The 23,652-nt window shown below is 44.7% G+C and carries 25 protein-coding genes and 1 pseudogene; 12 read left to right on the top strand and 14 right to left on the bottom strand.

The genetic code is table 11. The features are described 5' to 3' along the window. Positions 1 to 113: 113 nt before the first annotated feature. Complete coding sequence (locus tag KNP71_RS12850; RefSeq protein WP_131472566.1) at positions 114 to 1,475, bottom strand: IS1182 family transposase; 1,362 nt, start codon at positions 1,473 to 1,475, stop codon at positions 114 to 116. 213 nt (positions 1,476 to 1,688) lie between these two features. Then, the gene (locus KNP71_RS12845) at positions 1,689 to 2,030 is read right to left on the bottom strand and encodes a YolD-like family protein (RefSeq protein WP_029336188.1); all 342 of its coding nucleotides are present in this window, start codon (positions 2,028 to 2,030) and stop codon (positions 1,689 to 1,691) included. Positions 2,031 to 2,401: 371 nt separating this feature from the next. On the opposite strand from KNP71_RS12845, the gene KNP71_RS12840 reads away from it, so the two are divergent. From KNP71_RS12840 to KNP71_RS12810, 7 genes are all read left to right on the top strand, one after another. Next, on the top strand, positions 2,402 to 2,857 hold the full coding sequence (locus tag KNP71_RS12840; RefSeq protein WP_034799670.1) for a JAB domain-containing protein: 456 nt from the start codon (positions 2,402 to 2,404) through the stop codon (positions 2,855 to 2,857). A 390-nt stretch (positions 2,858 to 3,247) separates the two neighbouring features. Continuing rightward, positions 3,248 to 3,454 carry a hypothetical protein gene (locus tag KNP71_RS12835; protein ID WP_029596469.1) on the top strand — a complete coding sequence of 69 codons (207 nt, stop codon included), beginning with the start codon at positions 3,248 to 3,250 and terminating at the stop codon, positions 3,452 to 3,454. A 166-nt stretch (positions 3,455 to 3,620) separates the two neighbouring features. Beyond that, on the top strand, positions 3,621 to 4,004 hold the full coding sequence (locus KNP71_RS12830) for a hypothetical protein (protein ID WP_131472570.1): 384 nt from the start codon (positions 3,621 to 3,623) through the stop codon (positions 4,002 to 4,004). A gap of 412 nt (positions 4,005 to 4,416) precedes the next feature. Beyond that, positions 4,417 to 5,856 carry a caspase family protein gene (locus KNP71_RS12825; protein ID WP_165569450.1) on the top strand — a complete coding sequence of 480 codons (1,440 nt, stop codon included), beginning with the start codon at positions 4,417 to 4,419 and terminating at the stop codon, positions 5,854 to 5,856. A 60-nt stretch (positions 5,857 to 5,916) separates the two neighbouring features. After that, positions 5,917 to 6,525, top strand: a complete 609-nt coding sequence (locus tag KNP71_RS12820; protein WP_114167312.1) for a hypothetical protein — start codon at positions 5,917 to 5,919, stop codon at positions 6,523 to 6,525. A 519-nt stretch (positions 6,526 to 7,044) separates the two neighbouring features. Next, entirely contained in the window at positions 7,045 to 7,617 is a 573-nt protein-coding gene (locus KNP71_RS12815; protein WP_131472574.1) for a lecithin retinol acyltransferase family protein, read from the top strand. A gap of 172 nt (positions 7,618 to 7,789) precedes the next feature. Continuing rightward, on the top strand, positions 7,790 to 8,428 hold the full coding sequence (locus tag KNP71_RS12810; RefSeq protein WP_131472576.1) for a helix-turn-helix domain-containing protein: 639 nt from the start codon (positions 7,790 to 7,792) through the stop codon (positions 8,426 to 8,428). Between the two features lie 335 nt (positions 8,429 to 8,763). Here KNP71_RS12810 and KNP71_RS12805 read toward each other — a convergent pair whose 3' ends face one another. From KNP71_RS12805 to KNP71_RS12795, 3 genes are all read right to left on the bottom strand, one after another. Beyond that, positions 8,764 to 9,066 (bottom strand): putative quinol monooxygenase, encoded by a 303-nt coding sequence (locus KNP71_RS12805; protein WP_012655943.1) that lies wholly within the window; start codon positions 9,064 to 9,066, stop codon positions 8,764 to 8,766. A 136-nt stretch (positions 9,067 to 9,202) separates the two neighbouring features. Beyond that, entirely contained in the window at positions 9,203 to 10,354 is a 1,152-nt protein-coding gene (locus tag KNP71_RS12800; protein WP_131472577.1) for an alcohol dehydrogenase catalytic domain-containing protein, read from the bottom strand. A gap of 322 nt (positions 10,355 to 10,676) precedes the next feature. Continuing rightward, positions 10,677 to 12,932 (bottom strand): ATP-binding cassette domain-containing protein, encoded by a 2,256-nt coding sequence (locus tag KNP71_RS12795; RefSeq protein ID WP_131472579.1) that lies wholly within the window; start codon positions 12,930 to 12,932, stop codon positions 10,677 to 10,679. Between the two features lie 286 nt (positions 12,933 to 13,218). Here KNP71_RS12795 and KNP71_RS16115 point away from each other — a divergent pair. Beyond that, positions 13,219 to 13,698, top strand: a pseudogene (locus KNP71_RS16115) (IS30 family transposase); the annotation flags it as partial. A gap of 185 nt (positions 13,699 to 13,883) precedes the next feature. Here KNP71_RS16115 and KNP71_RS12790 read toward each other — a convergent pair. Continuing rightward, positions 13,884 to 15,003 (bottom strand): IS3 family transposase gene (locus KNP71_RS12790; protein WP_131472581.1). Its coding sequence is split into 2 segments (ribosomal slippage): positions 13,884 to 14,736 and positions 14,735 to 15,003, totalling 1,122 coding nucleotides; the frame shifts between segments, so codons are not numbered across the junction. Positions 15,004 to 15,123: 120 nt separating this feature from the next. Between KNP71_RS12790 and KNP71_RS12785 the strand changes: the two genes are divergently transcribed. Then, entirely contained in the window at positions 15,124 to 15,438 is a 315-nt protein-coding gene (locus tag KNP71_RS12785) for a peptidase M42 family protein (protein WP_353049154.1), read from the top strand. 77 nt (positions 15,439 to 15,515) lie between these two features. Here KNP71_RS12785 and KNP71_RS12780 read toward each other — a convergent pair whose 3' ends face one another. The 3 genes from KNP71_RS12780 to KNP71_RS12770 form a co-directional block, all read right to left on the bottom strand. Next, positions 15,516 to 16,457: a DNA/RNA non-specific endonuclease gene (locus KNP71_RS12780; RefSeq protein ID WP_114167509.1), complete on the bottom strand. Its 942-nt coding sequence runs from the start codon at positions 16,455 to 16,457 to the stop codon at positions 15,516 to 15,518. 56 nt (positions 16,458 to 16,513) lie between these two features. Then, positions 16,514 to 16,894: a hypothetical protein gene (locus KNP71_RS12775; RefSeq protein WP_029596478.1), complete on the bottom strand. Its 381-nt coding sequence runs from the start codon at positions 16,892 to 16,894 to the stop codon at positions 16,514 to 16,516. 124 nt (positions 16,895 to 17,018) lie between these two features. After that, positions 17,019 to 17,300 carry a hypothetical protein gene (locus KNP71_RS12770; protein WP_029596479.1) on the bottom strand — a complete coding sequence of 94 codons (282 nt, stop codon included), beginning with the start codon at positions 17,298 to 17,300 and terminating at the stop codon, positions 17,019 to 17,021. A 143-nt stretch (positions 17,301 to 17,443) separates the two neighbouring features. On the opposite strand from KNP71_RS12770, the gene KNP71_RS12765 reads away from it, so the two are divergent. The 3 genes from KNP71_RS12765 to mphN all read left to right on the top strand — a co-directional run bounded on the left by KNP71_RS12765 (position 17,444) and on the right by mphN (position 19,936). Then, on the top strand, positions 17,444 to 18,286 hold the full coding sequence (locus KNP71_RS12765) for a ComEC/Rec2 family competence protein (RefSeq protein ID WP_131472583.1): 843 nt from the start codon (positions 17,444 to 17,446) through the stop codon (positions 18,284 to 18,286). Continuing rightward, positions 18,283 to 18,507, top strand: coding sequence for a DUF3006 domain-containing protein (locus tag KNP71_RS12760; RefSeq protein ID WP_024127775.1), 225 nt, complete (start codon positions 18,283 to 18,285; stop codon positions 18,505 to 18,507). The genes KNP71_RS12765 and KNP71_RS12760 overlap by 4 nt, the downstream gene beginning before the upstream one ends. A gap of 538 nt (positions 18,508 to 19,045) precedes the next feature. Next, a complete protein-coding gene (gene mphN, locus KNP71_RS12755) occupies positions 19,046 to 19,936 on the top strand; it encodes a macrolide 2'-phosphotransferase MphN (RefSeq protein WP_131472585.1) in 891 nt (296 codons plus the stop codon). Positions 19,937 to 20,005: 69 nt separating this feature from the next. Here mphN and KNP71_RS12750 read toward each other — a convergent pair whose 3' ends face one another. Genes KNP71_RS12750 through KNP71_RS12730 form a run of 5 tightly spaced genes read right to left on the bottom strand, consistent with a single transcriptional unit; the run spans position 20,006 to position 23,597 of the window. Next, positions 20,006 to 21,442, bottom strand: coding sequence for an ImmA/IrrE family metallo-endopeptidase (locus KNP71_RS12750; protein ID WP_131472587.1), 1,437 nt, complete (start codon positions 21,440 to 21,442; stop codon positions 20,006 to 20,008). Positions 21,443 to 21,446: 4 nt separating this feature from the next. Beyond that, positions 21,447 to 21,734, bottom strand: a complete 288-nt coding sequence (locus KNP71_RS12745) for a hypothetical protein (RefSeq protein WP_131472589.1) — start codon at positions 21,732 to 21,734, stop codon at positions 21,447 to 21,449. A gap of 5 nt (positions 21,735 to 21,739) precedes the next feature. Beyond that, positions 21,740 to 22,189: a hypothetical protein gene (locus KNP71_RS12740; RefSeq protein WP_131472591.1), complete on the bottom strand. Its 450-nt coding sequence runs from the start codon at positions 22,187 to 22,189 to the stop codon at positions 21,740 to 21,742. A gap of 9 nt (positions 22,190 to 22,198) precedes the next feature. After that, positions 22,199 to 23,353 carry a MobP2 family relaxase gene (gene mobP2 / locus KNP71_RS12735; RefSeq protein WP_138858527.1) on the bottom strand — a complete coding sequence of 385 codons (1,155 nt, stop codon included), beginning with the start codon at positions 23,351 to 23,353 and terminating at the stop codon, positions 22,199 to 22,201. Next, entirely contained in the window at positions 23,346 to 23,597 is a 252-nt protein-coding gene (locus KNP71_RS12730) for a hypothetical protein (RefSeq protein WP_029596487.1), read from the bottom strand. Before KNP71_RS12730 ends, mobP2 begins: the two co-directional genes overlap by 8 nt. Between the last annotated feature and the right edge of the window lie 55 nt (positions 23,598 to 23,652).

Genomic DNA, 23,652 nt, shown 5'->3' with positions numbered 1-23,652 from the left:
CGGATTTCAGTAAAATGAAATCCGCTCAGATTGTAGACAAAGTCACGTTTCAGGCGAACTGAAACGTGACTTTGTCGTTTTCGGGCCTTTAGGCGCTCTGCCCGCGCCCCTTTTCAGGCGGGCTGGGCGTTCTTCCATGCCCAGCCCGCCATCTTCTTGAGATTGAGGGCAGCAAAAGTAAGCATCGCCTGCATTGAAACTTTTTCAAGTCCCCGATAACGGGTCCAACGCATGCCATGCTTCTCTTTTGCGTCCGCGAACACGCGCTCGACCGTCTGTTTACGACGGTCATAGATGTTGCGGTTCAATTCCGTGTGGCGGAGGTCTTCGACCTCGTCCATATAGGGTTGCCAGAGGTGTCGCTCGATTATCCGCTGGTGCTTCTGGCTCTTCGTGCACTGCTCGAGCAGCGGGCAGTTCACACAAACCGCGGGATTCGAGACGTACTTGCGTTTCCCCTCGCGCATCGTCGTACTGTACGTTAATAACTCGTTGTTTGGGCAGATGTAGACGTCACGGTGCTCGTCGTAGATGAAATCCTTGGTCTTGAAGGCGCCCTTCTTACCCTTCGGGCGAGTGTATGGGAAGACCGGCAGGATCCCACGGTCAATCAGCAGCTTGGCAATGGCCGGATTTTTATAGGCGGAGTCGGCGGCGAACGGTTGAATCAGGCGGTCGGAGACCTTGTCGAGCAGATCGGGGAACGCTACACTATCGTGCACGTTACCCGGTGTGACGATAGCACCGAGCACGAACCCATGGGCGTCGCTCGCCGCATGGACAGAGTAAGCGAACTGCTTCTCACGCTCACCTTTTACGTAATATCCACTCTCAGGGTCTGTCGTGCTGACCTTGATTTCCTTCGTCTCCTCCGCCTGATTCTTTTTTGGCCCTAAGGGCTTCTTTCCACTTTCTTCGCGGTCTCGCTCGACCTCGGCATCGAGTTGTTCCTGATAGTGTTTCACCTCTTGCCGGACGGTCTTCTTGACGAGCTTCCGCTTGTTTGCGTTCGCTTTGACGTGTGTCGAGTCTACGAATAGGACGGCGCGATCGATGAACCCTGCGTCCGCAGCCTGTTCAAGGATATGATAGAAGATGTCATCGAATAAGCTCGTGTACTGGAACCGACGCACATAGTTCTTCCCGAACGTCGAGAAATGTGGCACCTTGTCCGTGAATCCGAACCCGAGAAACCAACGGTATGCGACGTTCGTCTCGATCTCACGAATTGTCTGTCGCATGGATCGGATACCGAACAGGTACTGAAGGAAGGCCATCTTGATCAGAACGACAGGGTCGACGCTTGGCCGGCCACGGTCCTCAGAATATAAGTTCTCCACGAGCGGATAGATGAACTCAAAGTCGATCACCGCCTCGATTTTTCGGACCAGATGGTCTGCTGGCACAAGCTCGTCGAGCGTGACCATCTCCAGTTGTGTCCGATTGGTTTCCGATTCTGTTGATTTCCTGATCATCCGATTCGCCTCCATAATTGTTTCTATATCTCTCATTATAAAAAAGCGACGACGGTACGAAAAGAGGGATTGATGCCCGGTCGGGCAAATAAAAAAGACTGCAGACAATGTTTTGTCTACAGTCTGGGAAGAGTATAATTACTCTTCCTTTTTTGAAAAGTCGAGGAGCGAAACTTCGTTTCGTGACGCAGACTTCGAACAACCGCTAGGGCGTTAGTCCATTGATTGTTCCACGTGAATGATTGCCTCGAACGGCACATGGATGATCCCGTCCCGCTGATTGGCCAGCTCGACGGTCCGCTCCATATAGTTCGTCCGGTGCACAAAACCCTTGAATCGTTTCATCTCCCGCTTCTCCACATATTTTACCTCTACCAAATCTCCGCTGAAGATCGCGTCGTTCAGCACATTCTCGTAGACCGATAGGACCTGTTCATCGATATCTGGCATCTCAATTTTTTGAATCTCTTTATAGTATTTCGTCAGTAGCGCCTTGTGCTCGGGCATGAGGAATGGGATCCATTTCAATTCGCCCCGATCGCGATACATCGTCATAATAATTACCCCTCTCAATAAAACGAACGTTTGTTCTTATTTTATACCCGATTTGTCCCGTTTGAACAGCCTTTTTCGTGATTGGTAATCCGTGCGTCCTGTTTCCGTACTCTAGCTCGCTGGTCTTCGGTGCAAGGGACGTCAAAAAAATGACGCGCCCTCCGGCCCGTCTTCCTTCGCTTTAGGCTCAAAGCGAGGCTTTTCGCTCGTTGGCTACGTAAGCCTGGACTTATGTGCGCTCTACGCATTTTTTTGAGGCTCTCCCTGCGGTCGCCCTTGCACCGTCTCCCGACGCTCGCAACGAATCCGTCAACAGGACGCACAACGGTGTTCGTTCTGAGCACAGCTTATCCGAAAGGGGACAAACCAACATGGAACTATCCGCCATCATCGAGGTCATCCGTATCAAACAAGAGGTTCGCGAGGAGATGGTCGCCCTCGAGCATGCCATCATCCACTCTCCGGACAGTGCCCGGCAAATTGGGTCATCGTTCATCGGGGACGACGACCGTGAAGTGTTCCTCGTCATCATGCTCAACACGAAGAATCGGGTCATCGGCGTCCACCGGGCGCATGTCGGGAGCGTCAACTCGAGTGTCGTCCACCCACGGGAAGTCTTCAAATGCGCCATCTTGAACAACGCCTCGTGCCTCATCGTCTGCCATCAGCATCCGAGCGGGGACCCGACACCGAGCCGGGAGGACATCCTCGTCTCCGAACGGTTACATGAAGCGGGGGACCTCATCGGTATCCCGGTGCTCGACCATCTCATCCTAGGTGCGGACGAGTCGTACGTCAGCATGAAACAACGAGGTTACATGGGTTGAATGGAATGGAGTGGGGCCGGGGGACCGGTCCCGGTCCGTCCGGTAAGGGCAAGGACGAAAAACGTGCGTTTTTCTTTGACGGGATCGGCGACTCGCGTTGCTCTCGCCTGGATCCATAGAGCGGGATCCGGAAAAGGTCCGTTTTCGCATGACGAAAACGAGATGGTTCGTGTGTGAAGATTGGACGTTGTTTTGGTCTGTCTCGTAAGAAGATTGTTTGATGAAATGGCAGAAGTGAAAACACGGTTTGTTTATTGAAAATGACCATGTTTTCCAAACAAGCCCTAGGGCTTGTTTGAAACAACACCAGGGCTTACGTGAAATTAGGCGAGATGTTGCTTTCTTGGATGCGAGGTATCATGAGGCTATCAACAGGAGAGGATGATTCAGATGGACAGCTACCAACTAGATCAACAGACGATGGACGAGATGACGGAGGTATTGCTTCGACGCCTTCCTGACCGGCTTCAAGAAGATTTTGACGACTTAAAACTTGTGAGCATGGATCTTCTTTGTGATGTGAAGGAAGGAGAGCGCTTGACCCACCTCACCGTCTTTTTCAATACGAACATGATTCGACGGAATCGTCGTACATAAAAAAAGGATGATTGTATACATGTATACATGTAGATTTGTATACGTGTATACATGTATATGTGTATACGGTTTTAAAAGTCTTCATTTCTGTAGGTTCATGAACAAGGACTGAACTGGCTCTGGAGGGGGAGTCGTTTTAGAGAGGACCAGAAGGGGGGGAGACGTGATGAACGAGGGACTGCTTGATGACTATGCGTTCGAAGGGTTGGATCCGTTCGTCCGGACGGTGTTCTCGGAACTGATGGAACATCCCGAGTGGATGCGTGTCGTCGACAGGGAACATTGCGTCGAGAAGGTCGTCCGGTTCGATGAGGGACGGAACTCGCCTAACTTTCGCGTAGTGATCTATCTGGATGCGGAAGAGCGTCCGATCAAGAGCGTATATCAATATGGAACATGGGTGGTGGCGGATGGAGACGTCAGTTTCGTCGTCTCAGAGCTATCGAAGGATATATTCGAATATGAAGTGATGCATGTCCATTGGCTCATCAAGTATCGCTTTGAGGATTGGGGCATGTCTGAAGACGGGGCATGGGAGAAGGAATGGTGATCCGGGCTCATGCGTGAGCGTCTAACGCCTTGTGGCGAAGTCGCTCATCGCACCGCTGCCTCCCTGACGGCCCGATAACAAGAGCTGCCGGCTCACCGCCGCATCTCTATGTTCCTGGCCCTTTCTGACGGGAGGCACGGAGCGTAAGAACAACACTAAAAGCAAGAACGTGGGCTTGTCGATCGACAAGCGAGGGAAACCATTCAGTCGAATGGTTTTTTGTTTTTACCTAGAGGCACTTTACTTTTCAAATCAGCTGTTTATCAATGGTTCTTAGAATAAGGATTGAGAATGAAAGAGTCTGCGTCGACATGTCTTCTGAATCGAGTGATTGATTTTTCTATTCAAGTTTGGAGCATGTGTACATTGTATAATACAATATATGTAAATGATGAGAAGGTAGGGAATTATATTGTATAAAGCTCTATTAATTGCAGTCAATGAGCAACGTGACCATGAGATATCCGCTCTTCCGAATACGTTAAACGACGTAAGAGAAATCAATCGATTATTGACAGAAGAGCCCGCCGTATTCGATAAATCTGACGTCCAGATTTTATATGGGAATTTGACCACCAAGTCAATGTTAGATCATGCATTACATAGTTTTTTTGGAGATGCGTCTCCAAATGATGTCTTATTTCTCTACTGGGCAGGCCACGGGGGATTCAGTCAAACCAATGCGTATTTCATTCCATATGATGCAGGTATTCATGCCATAGGTGACACCAGTATCAACATGTCCGATGTCAGAGACCATATCGATCAAACAAAGGCCCGCACAGTCTTGAGCTTTTTTGATACGTGTCATAGCGGTGCGCTCATGCGATCAATCGACAATCTGATGGAGAGAGGGCTTGAAATTAAAGGGTTCGGTAAGTTCGTCATCGCAGCGTGCACGGAAAATCAGTTTGCTTGGGATCGAAACGGGCATGGAGCCTTCACAGATCATTTGATCCGTGGCCTAGAAGGTGGGGCGGCGAACCCGAGCGGGGAGATTGATATCTACACGCTTTATGCTTACGTCAGCCGGGCTCTCTCGAAAGAATTCGAGAATCAACATCCTGTCTTAAACAGCACGCTCTCCGGTCCACCTGTCATCATCAAGAATGTAAAGACGAGACAGGCCGAGTCGAATTTGTCACCACTCTTTGACGGTGGACAACGGGTGATCGACAATTCTGGAGACTGGTTTCTATTGGGAAGTTCGAGCGCACGTTACTTCTCCTATCGCTACAACAGTTCTGACAAGGCATACAGCTTGATCTTGAAGGCCGAAGACAACTCGAGAGGGGTCGAGGAGGTGCTCAAGCAGATGTGGAAAACTGAGCAACCTTTCGCGATTGAAGATACGGCTGAATATGTCCGCGTGGCCGAGGTGAATGTGGAAGTGGTCGGGGGTGAAAAAACAATCAACCTCAAGCTGGTCTCGAGTGAAGACAGACATGGCAGTCATATGTTTAGTGAAATGACGGTCAATGGTATTAAACCCGATGAAATCGCTAAGCTGAGAATCGATCACTATCTATTCAACAAAGAAGTTCCAAGACATGTCAGAATGGATCATTCGGAAACACTCATTTACGGGAATCCATCCGACTATGAGGTGTCCGATCGGTTAATCCCGGATTTGCTTGATCAGCATGTCACCCTGGAATGTATCAGACTACACCTCATAGCGGTCCTTGTATTCAAATCAATTGTGTCTGAAGTGAGCTCATTGCATTTATTTGTCGAACGCGGTGCCATCACGAGGATTACCATCGAAGGTAGGCGGCCCCGCGTCTACTCGAACGTCAATCCGTCAATAGTGTCAGTGGACGAACCGGTACATTTTTCATTGGACTATTGATACGATCCGCGTACATGAGTAAGCGAAAGACCATCAAATCAGAGAAGGCGGAGAGGCCAGATGAAACATGCCTTACCGGACACACGTTGGCTATATGAACAACTTTTGAACCATGGGCAACAGACCGCTGTCGATGACTTTGCGGCTAAATGCCCTATGCACGGGCAAGCGGAATTCGTAGCACAGTTATGGGAGACGGACGCGGAAATCGGAGGGATCGGCGGATACCAGCTTCCTAAAAACCCGATACAAAATCCGTTTCCCGGCGGAATGGAACGAACTTTATATAGGCCGTTGCAGTATGCGGCGAGCGAACTAGAGCGGGACGTAGCGCATGGGGCGCGATACATCGTTCAATATGCAGGCATGCACCTGGAGGCCGTGACACGTCAATATTTGATGCGATCGCAAAAGCTCGGGTCGCTTCGACACTCCCAGTCCACCTTAGGAAAAGCGGTCCATCAAATCGCCAAGCTACGAACGATAGATGAAAAGACGATTCAGAGCCTACTTGTATTCGTACGTTTGTACAACATGTCGAAACATGAGGTGAACCAAGACGAATCGAGAGACCGTCTATTCAGTGCGGAGGACGCACTGATCGCTTATCTGTCTGCTCGTATCCTAGGCTTCCGGTTGTTGACCGAGATCGGTTTGGTTCCATCATAAGCATGGTCATGAAACAACTGATGTCCTGACACCTCTTGATCAATGGTCAAGATGTCTAGATTTTTAAACGTGAAAGATATCAATCTTTTTAATCGAACAGGCCATGAAAGAATGAATCAGACCATCTTAAACGAGCATGTATATATTTCGATGTCGAAACGTATACATACTCGTTTTACCCACTATTCCAAAAGTGTTTAAGCAGGACACTCCTGTCTCTCGACATGAAAGAGGCAAAACGAATATCTATTACGAACAACTTCACAAAACGTGAAATGGTGGCGAATCATCTGTTGGCTATACCAGTATCGGAGAATAAAGTCATTCATCTACCAAATTAACAAATGATAATAATCCCCTTACAATTTTATTCATAGGTAATACGATAAAAATATAGTATAATTTTTCCTGTTAATTAATCTTAGTTTTTTATCTTTATACTTTTATTTTGTAAAGAATTCGATATCTTAATTTTTGAATGATATTTGATACAAAGAAAAAAAGATTGGAGATATACAGTTGAAAAATAGATTTTTAGACAAAATTAAAGTCACGCCATCTAACAAAAAAGTACTAAAAAATATCGTTACTCCCATGTTATGGGCACGAGAAAAAACTTCAATTCATAGGCATTCCTCACTTTTGAATAAATCATACAATTTTATGCAAGAGCCTGCTATTGGTGCATTGATTTATTGCCAATTAGGTACAGCAGAACATTCGGGTGTATACATAGGAAATAAAAATGTTATCGACTTAAATCGAAAAGGAGAAATTAAAAAAGTTAGTCTGAAAGAATTCACTGGTAACATCCTTAGTACAGATAAAGACATTTTTATTCCAGTAATGAAGCATGCAATGTGGCCATTAGGAGATGAAAACATAGCAAAAGAAGCGTTTAAAAATCTGTCAGAAAGAAGAAAATACAATCTTCTTGATGATAACTGTCATCAATTTGTAGCAGGCTGTATCATAGGGAACCTTGAAAATGATTGTAATTTTTTGTTTATGGTCAAAGAAGAGTTTTCAAAATTCTTGAGTGTAGAGGAATCTAACATTGTTTGGGTTCGCTGGAAGTGGTATTTAAATTAGGATGGCCAAATCTTCAATCGACTACATCGATAGATAGATAACATAGGGTTATGGAGTGATCATCTACCTATGAATCGAGTGTATTCGTTTTATGAAGGATTTCTCTCGCTTTTAATACAATGAACATGGTATTATTTAATGAGAACATCATTGTGTTAAAAGGAGGTCCGTCATGTATACAATTGATGAAGCATTTGAGATTCTATCGAAGACCAAGCTCACGACCCACAAGGAAACCGTCCGGAACTGGGTACGAAAAGGCGTGATACAGGCGGAACCGCTCGAGTCCCGTAAAAAAGGCTATCGAATCAGCGAGGAGGCTCTCGAGCAGTTCATCAAAAAACGGATGCCTGAAGGATGGGAGATGTATCCAAAGTCGGTGACAGGAGATGCTCGGGAGGTCGTCAAGAGTGAGGACGTGGCCCCATATCACGTCGAAATCGACGTGGAAGCAATCAAAGAGCAGGGGCGGATTGAAATGTGGCATCAAGTGGCCGGCCGCTGGCTGTGGGAAGGCGATTTTGAGATCAGTCGTAGGATGGTGCGGAACGCGGTCGCGCATAGACGTTATTCAAAAGAATTTGAACAGCTGGTTTGGGAAAGGTGTCTTAAGAACAGTGCCCCACGAAAAAAACCACGTGTCCTTTATTTGGTTGATGCGTTCTTATTTGAAGAAGAGCGGGTGCCATTTCACAAGGGTTTTGATATCAAAGAAGATCAAATCATGCAGGCATTGATTGAACACGTTCGTATGAATGCAAAGTCCGGAAAATATACAAATGAATCTAGTGTAAATAAATTCAAGATTTAGACGCTTCTAATGAAAAGGTGTACTCTCTTTAACATTGAGAATACACCTTTTGCAATTGTTGTTGTATTAAATGAAAGATTGCACCTATATTTCTAAAGATTAGACTTCACTCTTAAGAAAATCGTCAGCACGACACAGAGTGGTGACTAAAGTGGACCCCATTGTCAAGACACTAATTTTATAATAATAAGGTGAAAACAGTCATTCTTCTTGTCCTTGTCCCATCTTGCAGACCCAGCCTTTCCTATGCCAGGTTCTGTCAAGGGCGTATTTTCCCTTGACAGGGCCTGGGATGGGAAAGATAATTGCTCCGAGATGGCAACGATAATATGACTTTATTTAGGAAGCTTGGAAGCAAGGACATCAATATTTTCAATCACTGGTGGCTCTACGAAAAGTTCAGGAGCTTTCTCCATCAATGCCGCAGCCACTTGACCAGAAAGGTGTGCTTGACGACCTGTGTCGTCCGGGAATGCGTCAAAGATTCCGAATGTCGTAGGTCCAAGTCGGATTGCAAACCATGCAATCGTTTCTGACTCCTCCTGAACCACAGGTAGGGCCCCACGTAGGAAGCTTTCAACTTCCGCTTCTTTTCCAGGTTTTGCTTCAAGTCGAACCAATAGCGCTACATTAACCATTTTTCTATCTCCTCCTCAAATTAGAAATTTCATCCATATGTGAGAACTATAATTCTATTTTACCTTTAATATATACACATTAAAAATATATTGTTCAGTTATATCAAACTACTTAAACGTTTAATTTTATGAATAATTACTCCGGTTTAAATACGACTTTAATATTATTATCTCGTTTTTCATCAAATACTTTATAAGCCTCATCGGCTTTTTCTAAAGGAAAAGTATGTGTGATAATTTCAGTAGGATCAAATACTTCATCTTTAATCATTTCATATAATTTAGGCATTAAATGAATAACTGGTGCCTGACCAGTTGTTAAACGAACATTTCTATTAAATATTAAATCAAGTGGAAAGTTATCAGCTGGTGTACCATAAATTCCAGTCAGTTGAATTGTACCAAATTTACGGACTGATTCAGCGGCTGTAATAATCGGACTAATTGTTCCTCTTTGTTGAGATGTTTTTGAAAGTTTTGGTTCTGGACTTGATTGTGCGCCATCAAAACCAACACAGTCAATAACTACATCAGCACCACCACTAGTTTTTTCTTTCAATAACTTACCAATTTCTTTTTCTTTATCGAAATTATAAACTTCAACACCATTGTATTTTTTAGCATGCTCTAGTCTATGTTCGACATTATCGATTGCTATAACACGTTCGGCACCTTTTAGTTTCGCAAATTTTTGTGCCATTAAACCTATAGGACCACATCCTAATACAATAACAGTATCCCCAGCCTTCACACCTGCATGTTCGACACTCCAATAAGCTGTAGGTACTACATCAGATAAAAATAATACTTGTTCATCTTTTAAATCACTATCTGGCACAACAAAAGAAGAAAAATCAGCATATGGAACTCTTAAATATTCAGCTTGACCACCCCAAAAATTCCCATGCATTTTTCCAAATCCAAATAACGCACCGTTATCCATCTTCCAGTTTGCAGGTTCTTCATTAGATTGATCACATTGTGATTCCATTTGGTTATTACAGTAAAAACAATCGCCACAACCAATATTAAAAGGAATAACGACACGATCACCTTTTTTTAGATTCTTAACTTCTTTACCAACTTCTTCAACAATCCCCATTGGTTCATGTCCGATAACAAAATCTTTATCCATAAACATATCGCCTTGATGATATAAATGTAAATCTGATCCACAAATACCTGAAGCAGTAATCTTAATAATTGCGTCAGTTGGTTCAATAATCTTTGGATCTGCAACTTTTTTTACTTTCATTTTCTTTTTACCTTGAAATGTTACAGCCTTCATACACATTACTCCTTTATTATATAATATCTGTATAACACATTATTAATACCCCTAATTTTAAATGATAAAACCTTTATACATATATTATTACCTTTACACAAGATTAAATATTCAACAAACTATTTATTTAATTTTACTTCTTAATTATCGAAAGATTTATCAGCTATGTGAATACCTATTAATTCACTATCTTTATTAAGGATAGGGGCTCATATTGCCCAAATGAAGTATCAGCTTAGTATATCTTCTTATTACATATACTTGCTTTTACTTTACCATCACTAAAAATATCTTACTTTTTTCACCACTAAATACACTCCTCTTATTTTTGAATGTAATTAGATAAATGTTTCCCAGTTACGCTATCTTGTATGCTAAGGACACCTTCTGGGTAACCACTGTATAATAATCTTCCTCCTTGTTGACCAGCAGCTGGTCCCATATCAATTAACCAGTCTGATTCTGTCATCATTGACAAGTTATGCTCGATTAGAACGACGGTATTACCTTCATCCACTAATTGATTAAATAATTCGATCAGCACATGGATATCCCTTTCATGTAACCCTGTTGTTGGTTCATCAAAAATAAAGATGTGGTCAGTCACTTGATTGATTAAATACTCACTGAGCTTTACACGTTGAATTTCTCCACCTGAAAGTGTGTCCAATGATTGTCCAAGTGTCATATAGCCTAGACCAGTGGCAGCGAGGGATTTTAATATCTCCAGAATTTTATGATGTGTATTGAAGTAATTTATTCCTTCTTCCACCGTTAATTGTAAGACATCTGCAATAGAGTAACCATCTACTTTAGCATCTAGAACTTCCTGTCTATAACGTGTTCCATGACATACTTCACAAACTTGTGAAAAATCAGGCATAAACGCAAGTTCTGTTTTAAGAATTCCTTTTCCTTTACAGTTTGGACAAGCACCTTCAGAATTATAGCTGAACATACTTTTCTTTAGCCCTGTCTCCTTACTGAAAAATGCTCGTAATTCATCAAATGTATTGGTATAAGTTAATATATTTGAACGATTTGAAACATTAATAGCTTTTTGATCGATGAATATAACATTTTTAATCTGTTTAAACCCAGTTTTTATGAGCGTACTCTTACCAGAACCAGCAACCCCTGTAATAACAGAAATAGCATTTTTAGGGAGATACACTTCAACATTTTTGACGTTATTTTTTGTAACTGGACCGATATGAATCATTTCTTGAGATGACCTTGGAACTTTTAGTTGATGTTTTTCTTTGAGTTCTTGTCCAGTCGCAGTGTGGGAGTCGAGAAGTTGATCGTATGTTCCTTCAAATGTAATTCTACCCCCATTTTTACCGGCACCTGGTCCTACGTCAACAATGTGATCTGCAATCTTAATAATATCAGGATCGTGTTCAACCACAATAACTGTATTTCCTTTATCCCGAATAGACATAATTATGCGATTGATATTTTCAATATCTTCAGGATGCAGTCCAACACTCGGTTCATCGATAATGTATACGAGATCGGTCAGTGGGCTACTTAAATGACGAATAAGCTTAATACGCTGAGATTCACCACCTGATAATGTAGGTGTTTCTCGACCAAGTGTCAAATAACCAAGTCCAATATCAACTAGAGATTGAAGTTGCTGTTTAAGCGGCTTTACAATATATGCAGCTGTTTTATCAGTAAGATAGTCTAAAAACAGGATATTTTCTACGATACTTTGATTTGTAAAATCAGCAATATCTGCACCGTTAATTTTGCAGCTTAAAATACGTTGATTTAAACGTTTTCCGTGACAGTTAGGACAAACCATTGTCGTTACAACACGCTCATATTCATCCGGCCACCTGCTTTTTTCATAGCCATCATTAATAATAAACAGTCGCCTGAATCGATAGACGACCCCTTCATATTTTGCAGTACGGGGCCATTCTTCAGGAGGATTGGTCAGTTTGGTCGGCTCTAAATAAAGTAATTGATGCATCTCTTCCTTCGAATACTCTTTCAGCTTCTTATCATTATCAAATAGACCCGAATGCGTATAGCTTTTACCACGCCAGTGATCTGGTCCGAATGTAGGAAAATTAATTCCATGTTCGTTTAAAGATTTGTCATAATCCAGCAATTCATCGATATCAATTTCCTCGACATATCCTAAGCCTTGGCATCTCTCACACATTCCTGCCGAATTATTGAATGAAAATTCATTTGAATATCCGACAAATGGTTGACCAATACGAGACCATAGTAGACGAACAGCAGAATAAATGTCGGAAATTGTACCTACTGTAGAGCGCGAGTTACCACCAAGTCTTTTCTGACCAATGACCATTGAAACAGGAAGATTTTGAATGGAATCTACATCAGGTTTCTCATAATGAGTTAATTGATTCTGTATATATGTAGAATAAGTTTCATTGAGTAGACGCTCAGATTCAGCTGCAATCGTACTAAATACTAATGAAGATTTTCCAGATCCTGATTTTCCTGTAAAAACGGTCAATTGATGCTTTGGAAGACTTAACGAAACATTTTTTAAATTATTTTGTCGTGCACCTTTGATGATGATATTTTTCATCCCAAACTTCCTCTCCATAATTAAATATATTTATATTTTTTACCTTTTTAACGAGAAATAAGTTTATAAGTATCAATTTTAAAGTTCCAAATTTTTAGCTGAATTTCCGATTATATTCTATTAAAAAATTTAGGGAAATTCTATAATCAAGTTAGCCACCTACGGTGTGCTTTAAAAAATTTAAATGTACGCAGATTGTAAAATTAAGCTAGACAACTAAAAAAGCCTTCTGTGCTAAACTTAATATGTATTTCCGACCAAAGAAAACATTAAGGAGTTAGCACAAATGGCCTATACACACCTTACCACGGATGAACTTGCGTCCATAGAATTATATTACCACCAGAAAATTTCGGTCAGTGAGATCTGCCGGAGAATTAAGCGTTAAAGAGAGATCGTCTATAATGTAATTAATGCACTCAAAGCAGGTATATCTGTACTGGAATTCTATCAGAACGATAAGAAAAGAAAATCTCTTTGCAGAAGACGTAGAATCGTCCTTCCTAAGCATCAGATCAGTTATATTCAAAAAAGGATAGCCGACGGCTGGACACCTGACACCATCATAGGCAGAAATGAAGAATCTATCAGCTGTTCTGTTAAAATTCTGTACAGAATGTTCAGAGAAGATATTCTTCCTGTTCACTCACTTCCGATGAAAGGGAAAAGAAAACCTAACAGTCATCATGAGAAAAGAGGTCGTCAGACTTTCAAACGTCACATTTCAGAAAGAACAGTTGAATTTCCTGACTTTGATAAAGCGTTCTAAAGTGGATCCCATTGTCAAAACACTAATTTTATAATAATAAGGTGAAAACAGTCATTCTTCTTGTCCTTGTCCCATCTTGCAGACCCAGCCTTTCCTATGCCAGGTTCTGTCAAGGGCGTATTTTCCCTTGACAGGTCCTGGGATGGGAAAGATAATTGCTCCGAGATGGCAAGGACAGTAACCTACTGAAAATAGATGGATGCCGGTGTCCTATAACCCAATGACTGGTGGGGACGTTCCCAGTTATAGAATTCCATGTAGTCACGGATGTTCTGTCTCGCTTCTCTTGGTGTCCCGTAGTCCTTCAGATAGACCTCTTCGTACTTGAGGCTCCGCCAGAAACGTTCGATCATGATGTTATCCAGTGCCCGACCCTTGCTGTCCATGCTGATTTGGACGGCAGGCTGTTCCTTCAGGAGGTGGATATATTTGGAACTGGTGAAGTGGCTACCCTGGTCACTGTTGAAGATGTCCGGCTGCCCGATCGTGAAAGCCCGCCGGACGGCATCCAGGACAAAACCTATTTCCAGTGTCTGGTCCAGTTCCCAGCTGATGATATACCGGGAGTGCCAATCGATGATGGCTGCCAAATACATCCAGCTATCCTGCAGGCGGATATACGTGATATCAATGCCCCAAGCCTGGTTGGGACGGGTAATGTTCACCCCTTTCAGTAGGTATGGATAAATGCGATGCTGCAGGTTGCGTTTACTCAGATTGGGGCCTGGATAGAGAGCCTGTATGCCCATCTCGCGCATGTGACGCTGGACCCTCTTGCGGTTGATATTCACCTCTTCATTTTTCAATACTTCGGCAATCCTGCGTGACCCGTAGAACGGATATTTGGTGTAGATCTCATCAATCCTATGCTTGATGGCAACCTCTTCAGGCGAAGGGGCAACCGGCCTGTAATAAAGGCTGGAACGATTGAGCCCAAGCAGATCGGCCTGTTGGGAAACAGGAAGTTTACTGTTTCCCCATTCCATCATCTCTACCCGTTCCTGTCTAATCGTGGTAGATGCCAGATTTTTTTTTGATCCACGACAGCTGCGTGGTTAACTTTCCGACTTCTGCATAGAGATTTTCCAGTTTCTCTTCATAGTCGGCTCTCATCTTCTCTTGGTCCTTGTTCTGTTTCTTGAACACTTGTGGCATCTCTGACAGGAAATGTGTTTTCCACTTATGCAGCTGGTTCACATGGATGCCATGTTCGGAAGCAATCTGGCTCATTGTTTTTTCTTCCTTCAAGATTTCCAACACAACTTGAGTTTTGAATTCGGGTGTATATCTTTTTCGTTTCATATACCTACCTTAACATCTCCTTTTTCGTGTCTGAAATCTTGGGTCCATTATAAAGAGACAGGGTTATGTGGTGCGCGTGGCATCGATCAAGAATTTATCCATGACGTGGATGCAACCATCGTGTTGGACCGTCGGGGCACACGCGACATTGTCACCGGATGTCGAGGCATGTTCGATTTTTGTGAAGCGTCTTATGGAGAACTGTTCGAAAGAGCGGGGCGATTGGTCGGAATGAACGACTGGAAGGCGACGCGCAACGGGGGATCAAGTGATGCAAAAGTATTTGCGGAATTCGGTATTCCGTCTGTGAATCTATCCATCGGTTACCGTGACGAGCATACAGACTTCGAGGAAGTTGACTATTGTGCAACATTTGAGACGGTGGTACTTGTCGAAACAGTCCTTAGTCATCGTCTGATTCAACAAAATAGCTGAAAAAATAGGAAGGCAGCACTTGAAAAAAATGCTGCCTTCCTATTTGCAATTTTCCTTGTATTAAAATGATTCTATTTTTATTCCCCTACCATTCCGTCATTATCGTTATCACGCATATAGGGGTAGAGCCAATGGTCGCTCATGATCGGCATCGTGAAACCGGCGTCTTTCGCTTCCTGGATCGTCACCTGACCGTTGCCATTCGTATCTACGCTCGAGACATCGCCTGTGGCCTCAGGTGCAGCTGCGGGTTCCGGTTCACCTTCTGTTAGGCCGAGTGCTGCATTCACTTCATCCGGGTTAACGTTGTCGAAGGAATCGGTGACGACATTTCCTTTGACCGTATAGGTGTATTGGTAGTGTGACGGAATATAAGTTTTCGTATCCGGATAGGTAATGATCGCCTCGAAGTCGGTCGCGCCGCCGGCCATACGGATGACGTCCTCCATATAGGCCTGGTCCCCGTAGCGGTTGAGCGTGCTATCTTGTGGTGTGATGTTGTAGGCGTTCGAGACGCCCCCGAGCGAGTCAGCGATGACGTGGCCTTCATCGAGATCACTGTTTTCGACGCCTGAGACCTTCGCCTCGTCATGATAGTAACGGCCATCCGAGGTCACATCCTCCGAATCATCATCCTGCAAGATGATCTGATCGGCGATGACACGAATCAATTGACCATGTTCGTTCGTGAACGCCCAATACTCGCGATCTCCATATCCGATATCGACGACGACGTTCGCCTCACGGTACCCGGACAAGTCCCCACCATCAACATTGATCAGTTTATAGCCGGAGAATTGATTGTTATCCGAATTTGTGACCGTTTCTTCGGCTGTTGCAGGTTCTTCTGCAGTCGTCTCCGTATTTGCGTCGTCTGTGCTCGTTTCGGTCGTCTCGACGACTTCTTCTGTTTGAGTAGCAGGCTCCTCTGCTTTCTCATTTGTAGAAGGGGTGTTTTCACTGGTACAACCGGCCATCAGCAGGATGGCCAAAGGCAAGGCTAAGTAGGTAAATTTCATTTTGTTCTCCTTATAGCATGTATATATGTAGATGAGTCAATACGATCTATGTTCAATTATATCCTCCGCATGTTTACGATGCGCCAATCCTTCACGTTTTGTTCGTCCATATGTTGAGTGACGCGTTCGATCATTCTAAATCGTTCGCGCTGACAAAAGTTGTAGGCTTCTTCCGGTAATGGCAGTTCGACCTCAATCGTGACTTTCACTTTTTTTCTTCGTTTGTTGAATCGATTCAGCAAATGATGTTCCAGCTTCGTGATGAACGCGTCGTCACCAATACCCTCTTCTGACTTCAGTACGCCGGTTATCTCAGGACTGATTCCATCAAGGTGGTGTTTGATTTCAAACGGTGTCGCATCTAAGTACTCGCAGAGGTGATCAAAGCGCAGTAACTCTGTACCGTGATATTGCTGGATCCATTCTTGAAGTCGCATGAGGAGAACCCCTTTTTAGTTCAAGTGTACCTCGTAGGGTTTTAACAAACAGTGACGAAGTCGTGTACAGCGTATGTAAGGTGCCGCACATGAGACTTGTTCGATTTCGTAATTCTGTCCTTCCTTAAAAACGGACTTTGTTCTGAGCCTCCATCTCTGCCAGCTTTGCCTTTTTCACATCAGGATCAGTGGTGAACCGATAGCTGCTTCCCTCATGGATCCAGGTCTCATCAAGGATAATGCCATTCATAATGTGGCGATACGGCATGGCGGTACATAACGTGTATCCCTTCAGATAGTGTGCAGCTTCCTGAATGGAGACACACTCCTTTACTTCTACCCCGTCTTTAAAAATCAGGACCGGTTTATACGTCTTGTTTATTGCGATTGGTTTTCGTAAATCCATTTCTCTCACTCCTCCTATCATCACACCTTACCTATTTATGTATGTGGTCAACCGCAGGAATTAGAAGCTATTTAACAAATAGCGGATTATAATAAAGGTGTGTTGGATAATTTTACAATAATTTTAAAGTGGAGTGATAGAAGATGAATAAATTGATCAAGATTGGGAGTGCCGTTCTATTTAGTGGAGCGCTATTGGTGTCACCATACGGGGAAGCATCAGCCGCTACGAGCATTAAAGTCCATTACATCGATGTCGGACAGGGAGACGCCATCTACATCAAGATGCCGAGCGGTGAGGACGTCATCATCGACGGGGGTAACAAAGGAAAGGGCGATGCCATCGTCGCCTACCTCAAAAAGCAAAAAGTTGACGATATCGAGGTATTGATCTCGACGCATCCGGATGCGGATCATATTGGTGGATTAGACGAAATCCTAGATGCCTATCGTGTCGAGAACGTCTACGCGCCGAAAGTGAAGCACACGACCCAGGCCTATAAAGACTTCCTTCAAGCCGTCAAACGGGAAGGGAAAACAATCAAAACGGCACAGGCCGGAGTGAAACTGCCAATCAAAGGCGTCAGTGCGAAGTTTGTGGGTCCGGTCAAATCCTACTCGAACAGTGACTTGAACAACTGGAGTGCAGTCCTTCATGTAACGTACAAGAAGAACACGTTCTTGTTCACGGGAGACGCGGAACACGTTTCTGAGAAGGACATGATGGCGAAGAAGCAGACGCTCCGTGCAGATGTCTTAAAGGTGGGACATCACGGTGCCAAGACGTCGACAAGCAGTACGTTCCTGAACACGGTCAAACCGAAGCATGCCATCATCAGCGTCGGGAAGAACAGCTACGGCCATCCGACTTCCGAAGTGGTGACGAACTTGAAGCGTCAAAAAACGAACACGCTTCGCACAGATAAGAATGGCACGATCATCATTACAGGGAACGGTTCAAGTTATGCCGTAAAGAAATCAAGATGAAGCGACGAAGAGGTATCATCGATCGATTTGAAGGGGACTTGGCTGTCGTCGAATTCGGAGAAGTGATGGAGGATATTCCAAAGTCACGACTTCCAGACACGGTTCAACCTGGTGACGTGCTTTGGTTTTATGAAGATGGGAAAGTTGAAGTGGACGCCAAGGAACGCAAACGATTATCGAGTGATATCGATGAGTTGATGGATGAGCTTTGGGAAGATTAAAAACGAGTATCAATTATTCATGATTGTATTTTTAAAACTTACAAATCAGTATTTTTTAATAAAGACAAATCGGCAAATAATTTTTATCTAAATATAAAGCTCGATTGACATTGAATAAAAACTGATATAAAGTCAACAGCATAATATTCACTAGGAGGATTGTTAAGAATGATGCACGCCGGGAGATTACGCCACCACACTTTGAACAATGGCTAATTGAATATGTTCAAAGGCTCTGTTTTCATAAAACAGAGTAAATGGGAGTAGTCTGCACATTTTTATCAATCTTTGACGAAGAAACCACACACTTACAAACATAGCAGATTTACAACTCTTTTTGTCGTGTCCTTTTATTTTTGATAATGGACGCTTCTTGGTTGTAGCTCATTTACTCTTGATCACAGACACCATTTTGTCTGTGATTTTTTTATGACTTCATTTAGTTAAGTCTAATTAGAAAAGATTGAAATGAAAAAGTATTAAAAATGCATACATTTCACTTGCTTATCGCACAACATAAAAATTGGAGGAACAAATCATGAACGAATTTAAACGGCTTGCAAAAAATAAAGGATTAGATGTGTTAGAGAATAGCATTGTGGTAAATGAATCGGGTGTTGATTTTCAAGTTGCTTATGCAAAAGATACGCTTGGTAGCAAGTGGATACTAAGAATTCCTCGAAGATTAGATTCGATGAGGAGCGCCTTGAAAGAAAAGGGGGCACTAGAAATTATGGAAGAACATGTGAGTTTTCAAGTTCCAAATTGGTCAATTTTTGATGATGAACTAATTGCGTATAAGCAATTAGATGGTGTTCCGGTTGCAACAATTGATGTAGAGCAACAAGATTACATCTGGAGTTTTGACAAAGAGAATACACCACAATCTTACTATCAGTCATTAGGTAAAGTGTTGGCAGAACTACACACATTACCACATCGACACTTCAAAGAAATCGGTATCAAAACTCTATATGCTAGAGATTTAAACAGTTCAATGAAGATACGGATGGAGAAGGTGAGACAGAAGTATCATGTGAATTCAGAGCTATGGGAGCGTTGGCAAGAATGGTTGGCGAATGATTCGCTATGGCCATCGCATGTAGGTGTAAGCCACGGGGATTTACACCCTGGCCACATATTAATAAATAAGAATTTTGAGGTCTCTGGTTTGATAGATTGGACAGAAATTAGTATTGCGGACACATCTGTGGATTTTCTATCACATCTATTACTGTTTGGTAAGGATGGTTTGACAAAGTTACTCGATGCTTACGACAATGCAGGCGGAAGAACATGGCCAAGAATGGATGAGCATATAATTGAGTTGTTAACAACCAGCGCAATAACTGTAGCTGAATTCGCAGAGATATCTGACCTACAAGATATGCGTGAAACAGCTGCTCATATGCTTACACAAAATGTATGAGGTAAAAGCAATGGCAGCGCTCTGAAATTGAAAAGGGTATGAATTTTTAAATCATCATACCCACGAATGTCACCAGAGTCTTTCGATGTTAAACAATGAAATTCTTGAAAGGGACTTTTGTTCTTCATCTAACAACACGTCATGCCAGTGATTTTCAAGCGATTTCAGGACCGGTCTCTCCAAACGATTGGTTTTTTCAAGATGGTGTAAAGGATGTACGGCACTTTCCGGGACGAAGTGACCACTGACCAATGGTTGATTCGGTAATGCGATTGTATAAGCCACAAGCTGATCTTCACTGAAGTCATGATTATTGGCGATGCCGAACTGCTGAAACCCGAGACCCATACCATGAATATACATGAGCGGCTCATCGACGCGATCCATCTTCAGGTTCGTCTCGAGGGCCGCTTTTGAGTTCAGATAGGGCTCCACCTCCTCGGGGAACACACTTTGTACGGCATGCACCCGTTCATAAAGACTGAGGTCAGCGTCTTTCCATCCCATTCGCCGCTCCAGCTGTTCAAGGTAATCAAGAGGGCTCTGTTCTTTCTCCTGTTGTAAGGTGTGTACTTTTTCTAAGTGTGACTCGATATGGTCGAGGAAAGTTGCGGATGTCTGGTGGACCTCCTGCAACAATTGTTCCTTGTCTAAAAGTTCCTTGTCTTTCGTCCAACCGGCCAGATAGGAGAGCGAGAAGTCGTCCGTCGGGAACCCGAGTTGATGCGAGACGACGTAGGCGACCATCTCGGCCTGGAACTCCTTCTCGGGTGCCGTGAGTGGTTTGTCCCGTTCGAGGTTCCGCTCTTGGTTGTGTAACTCAGAGTGAGCGAGCTCATGGATCAGGACGGTGATGTCCTCGATGGATGTGTTCCGCGGATTCAAAGCAATCGCATGCAACTCCGGATAGTAACAGCCCTTTGCCGTCCCGATTTCGTCGAGCGGTTCCTCCAATAGTGTCACATTCCGGGCATCCGCGAGCGTCGTCAAGGCGTCACGGATGTCTTGTTCGTTCTCGAGCCCGCCGTCCCGGTGATACCGTTTGAAGATGCCCGAGACCTCGATTCCTTTCTCGCGCGCGTCGGTCTGTGTGTACTCGAACACGTGACCAATCTTGAAATACATCATCTTGCGTGACGGGACTCGCCCTTGTTTCACGCCGTCCTTGATCGACTTCGGTGCCTTGCTGAGCGGTACCCATTCATCTTTGTGTAAGGCGTACGTCACCGGGTTCGGGACGAACACCTTGATGCCACGTTCACCTTTTTGAACCTGTGCGCCTTGCTTCTCCCAGAACGGATAAGAGCCGACTGCGACTGCGCCGGGGAACTGGGATTCGATCAAGACCGCGTTCCGCATCGAGTATTGATGGAACTTGCCGAGGAACTGTAGATGCTCACGAATCTTTTCCGGGCTCTCGAAGTAGCTGTCGATCTGTTTTCCCATTTGTTCCGTCAAGGTTTCGAGCTCGGCCTTCCGCTCTTCGTTCGTCTTCATCTTGGCCATTGTGTCAGACTCCTTCCTTCAACAAGGCGGTGACAGATTCATCACTATCCGCAAATTCGTTCAGTTCACGTTCGAGTTGTGGCGATAATTCCGGTATGTCGAGTAACAGCCGTGTCCGCTCGAAATTGATGGGAAGCAAGACGATCTCGTCTTGCGCGATGGTTGTTAAAAGCTGGTGCTCGGAAACGGACACCGGGATGTCGTACCGTTTTCCATAGATGAGGACCGTGACGGTATCGGATTGAAGCGTCAACAGTTGTCCCATCGTGAAGGGACGGTCAAGTGGTCGCATAAGATTCATCCTCTCTCAAAAGTTAAAGTGTCCTTCTTCTGTTTTTGATGCTCGATACGTTCCTGGACGACACGTTCCGCCGTCGCGAGGAACGTCGGCTTGAACTGGTCCGTCGTCATGATGTCCTCGATGCCCTCGGTCTGCATGAGTGCCTGCAGGAGCTCTGTCAGGATTTGCCCATGACGGTCAGAGCGGTTCGCGGCGAGTCGTATCCGCTCGAGTTCCGTTGAAACCTGTTCATTCATCATTTCCTCGATATGACGGGAGACCTGCGTGCTGATCGAGCGGGTAAGGAACTGCATGTCCCACTTCTCGTCGGCCAGTTTTCTACGTTCTTCTGCGATATGGTCGATGACCTGACCGAGGTGGCCGAAGCGTTTGTCGTCGGCGAACTCTTCTAAATACGCGACCGTCTCCGGTTTCAATCGAAGACGGATCTGTCTCAACTCTTCCATCGTCCTCCCTCACTTTCCATATTCGATGTCCCGCTCCAACTGTTCGAAAGCGCGTTGGTTATTCAAATGTTCGAACTCGTCGTTCATGTGCCGCTCAATCCGGTAGAGTGATTCGTTGAATATCTTTTGTTGTTTGAACGCACGTCGGACCGGATGCTTGGGGGTCTTATTTTTCTCGAATATCACCTGTTCTTTTGACAAGTCGCACATCTCGGAGAGGATGGCATTCCCCATCCGCGTGTAGAGGTCCTGTCGCTTCGTCGTCCGGTACCGCTCGGCCTTCTCCGTGTCGCCGTAGCTACGACGATGGAACGACACCTCTTGCTCGAGCCGCTCGTTGAAGGCCTGGAACTCTGATTTGAAGTGAATGTCGATGTAGCGGTCGGTCAAGCGGTCGAGCGATTCACGGAGTGGCTGCATCCCGTTCATGTTGTAGCGCCATTGACGTTTGTCCTCCGGCAACCGTTCATAGATGTCCTTGAATTGACGGACGAGTTCGGGATGCAGGACACGGTTCGAGAGCATTTGAATCTTCCGGTTTCGTTTATGGGTGACCAGTTCGTCTCTTATGAACGCATTCAGTTTCTCCTGTTCTTTCGTCCGGTCGGCGAGGGAATGGATGACCTTCGACTTCATCAGCTCGATCGATTTTGGTTTGCGTTTGCCGCGCTCGCGCATATGGCTCGTCTCGACGATGGCGACATGGACGTGGATGTTGTCGGTGTTGTAATGCACGGCGCCGGTCCAGTAGGCATGGACCATCTTTTCTTTTTGGAGCATCGCCTCGACCGCGTTCCGTGTCGCCTGGATCAACCGTTTCTCGTCGACGAGGTCATCGTGGAGCACACCCGTCTCCCGTAGCCAGGCGTTATCGAACGAGATGACGTCCTGCCAGAGGATGCTCCCGTCCGCTTGTGCGTGTTTGAAGATGTCACGGACGGTGCGACGCTTTTCTTGGTCCAACCGGTCGTCCTCGCGTGTGAAGAGACCGCTCGATTTCGTCTCGTCTTCCATATAGTCGTGATACGTCTCGAACTGATCGGGGCTGTCTTTCGCATCCGGTCGATTGATGTAATCGAGGTATGTCGTGTAGCGACGTGACTTCTTTTTTGTGCTCGGCACCTTGAACTTCGACTTGATGACGACGCCCGGTGTCTCACGCATCCTGCATCACCTCGTTCAACAAACGGGTCACCTCGGCGAGCTCGTCTGCGCTCCGTTTCAGGTGGAGCGTGTTCGCCTCGAGCTGTCGTTCGAGCCGCTCGACCTGCGTCGATTGGATACCGTTCGCGCACCAGGAGGCAAGCAGTTCTTTCAAGTATTGTTGCCGGGAGCGATTGTGTTCCTTCGCCCATTCATCGATCTGCTTCACGATGACGGGGTCGATGTCGCGGAGTAACAGATCCATTTACCTGACCACCTTTCTGGAGGCTGTATATTGCCAATGTCCTAAAAGTTCGTTC

Origin of the sequence: Exiguobacterium sp. s56 (assembly GCF_018618255.1) — a bacterium.
In the GTDB taxonomy this organism is placed as follows: domain Bacteria; phylum Bacillota; class Bacilli; order Exiguobacteriales; family Exiguobacteriaceae; genus Exiguobacterium; species Exiguobacterium chiriqhucha.
The sequence above is the reverse complement of the archived record's forward strand: the minus strand, read 5'-3'. Positions and strand labels throughout refer to the sequence as shown.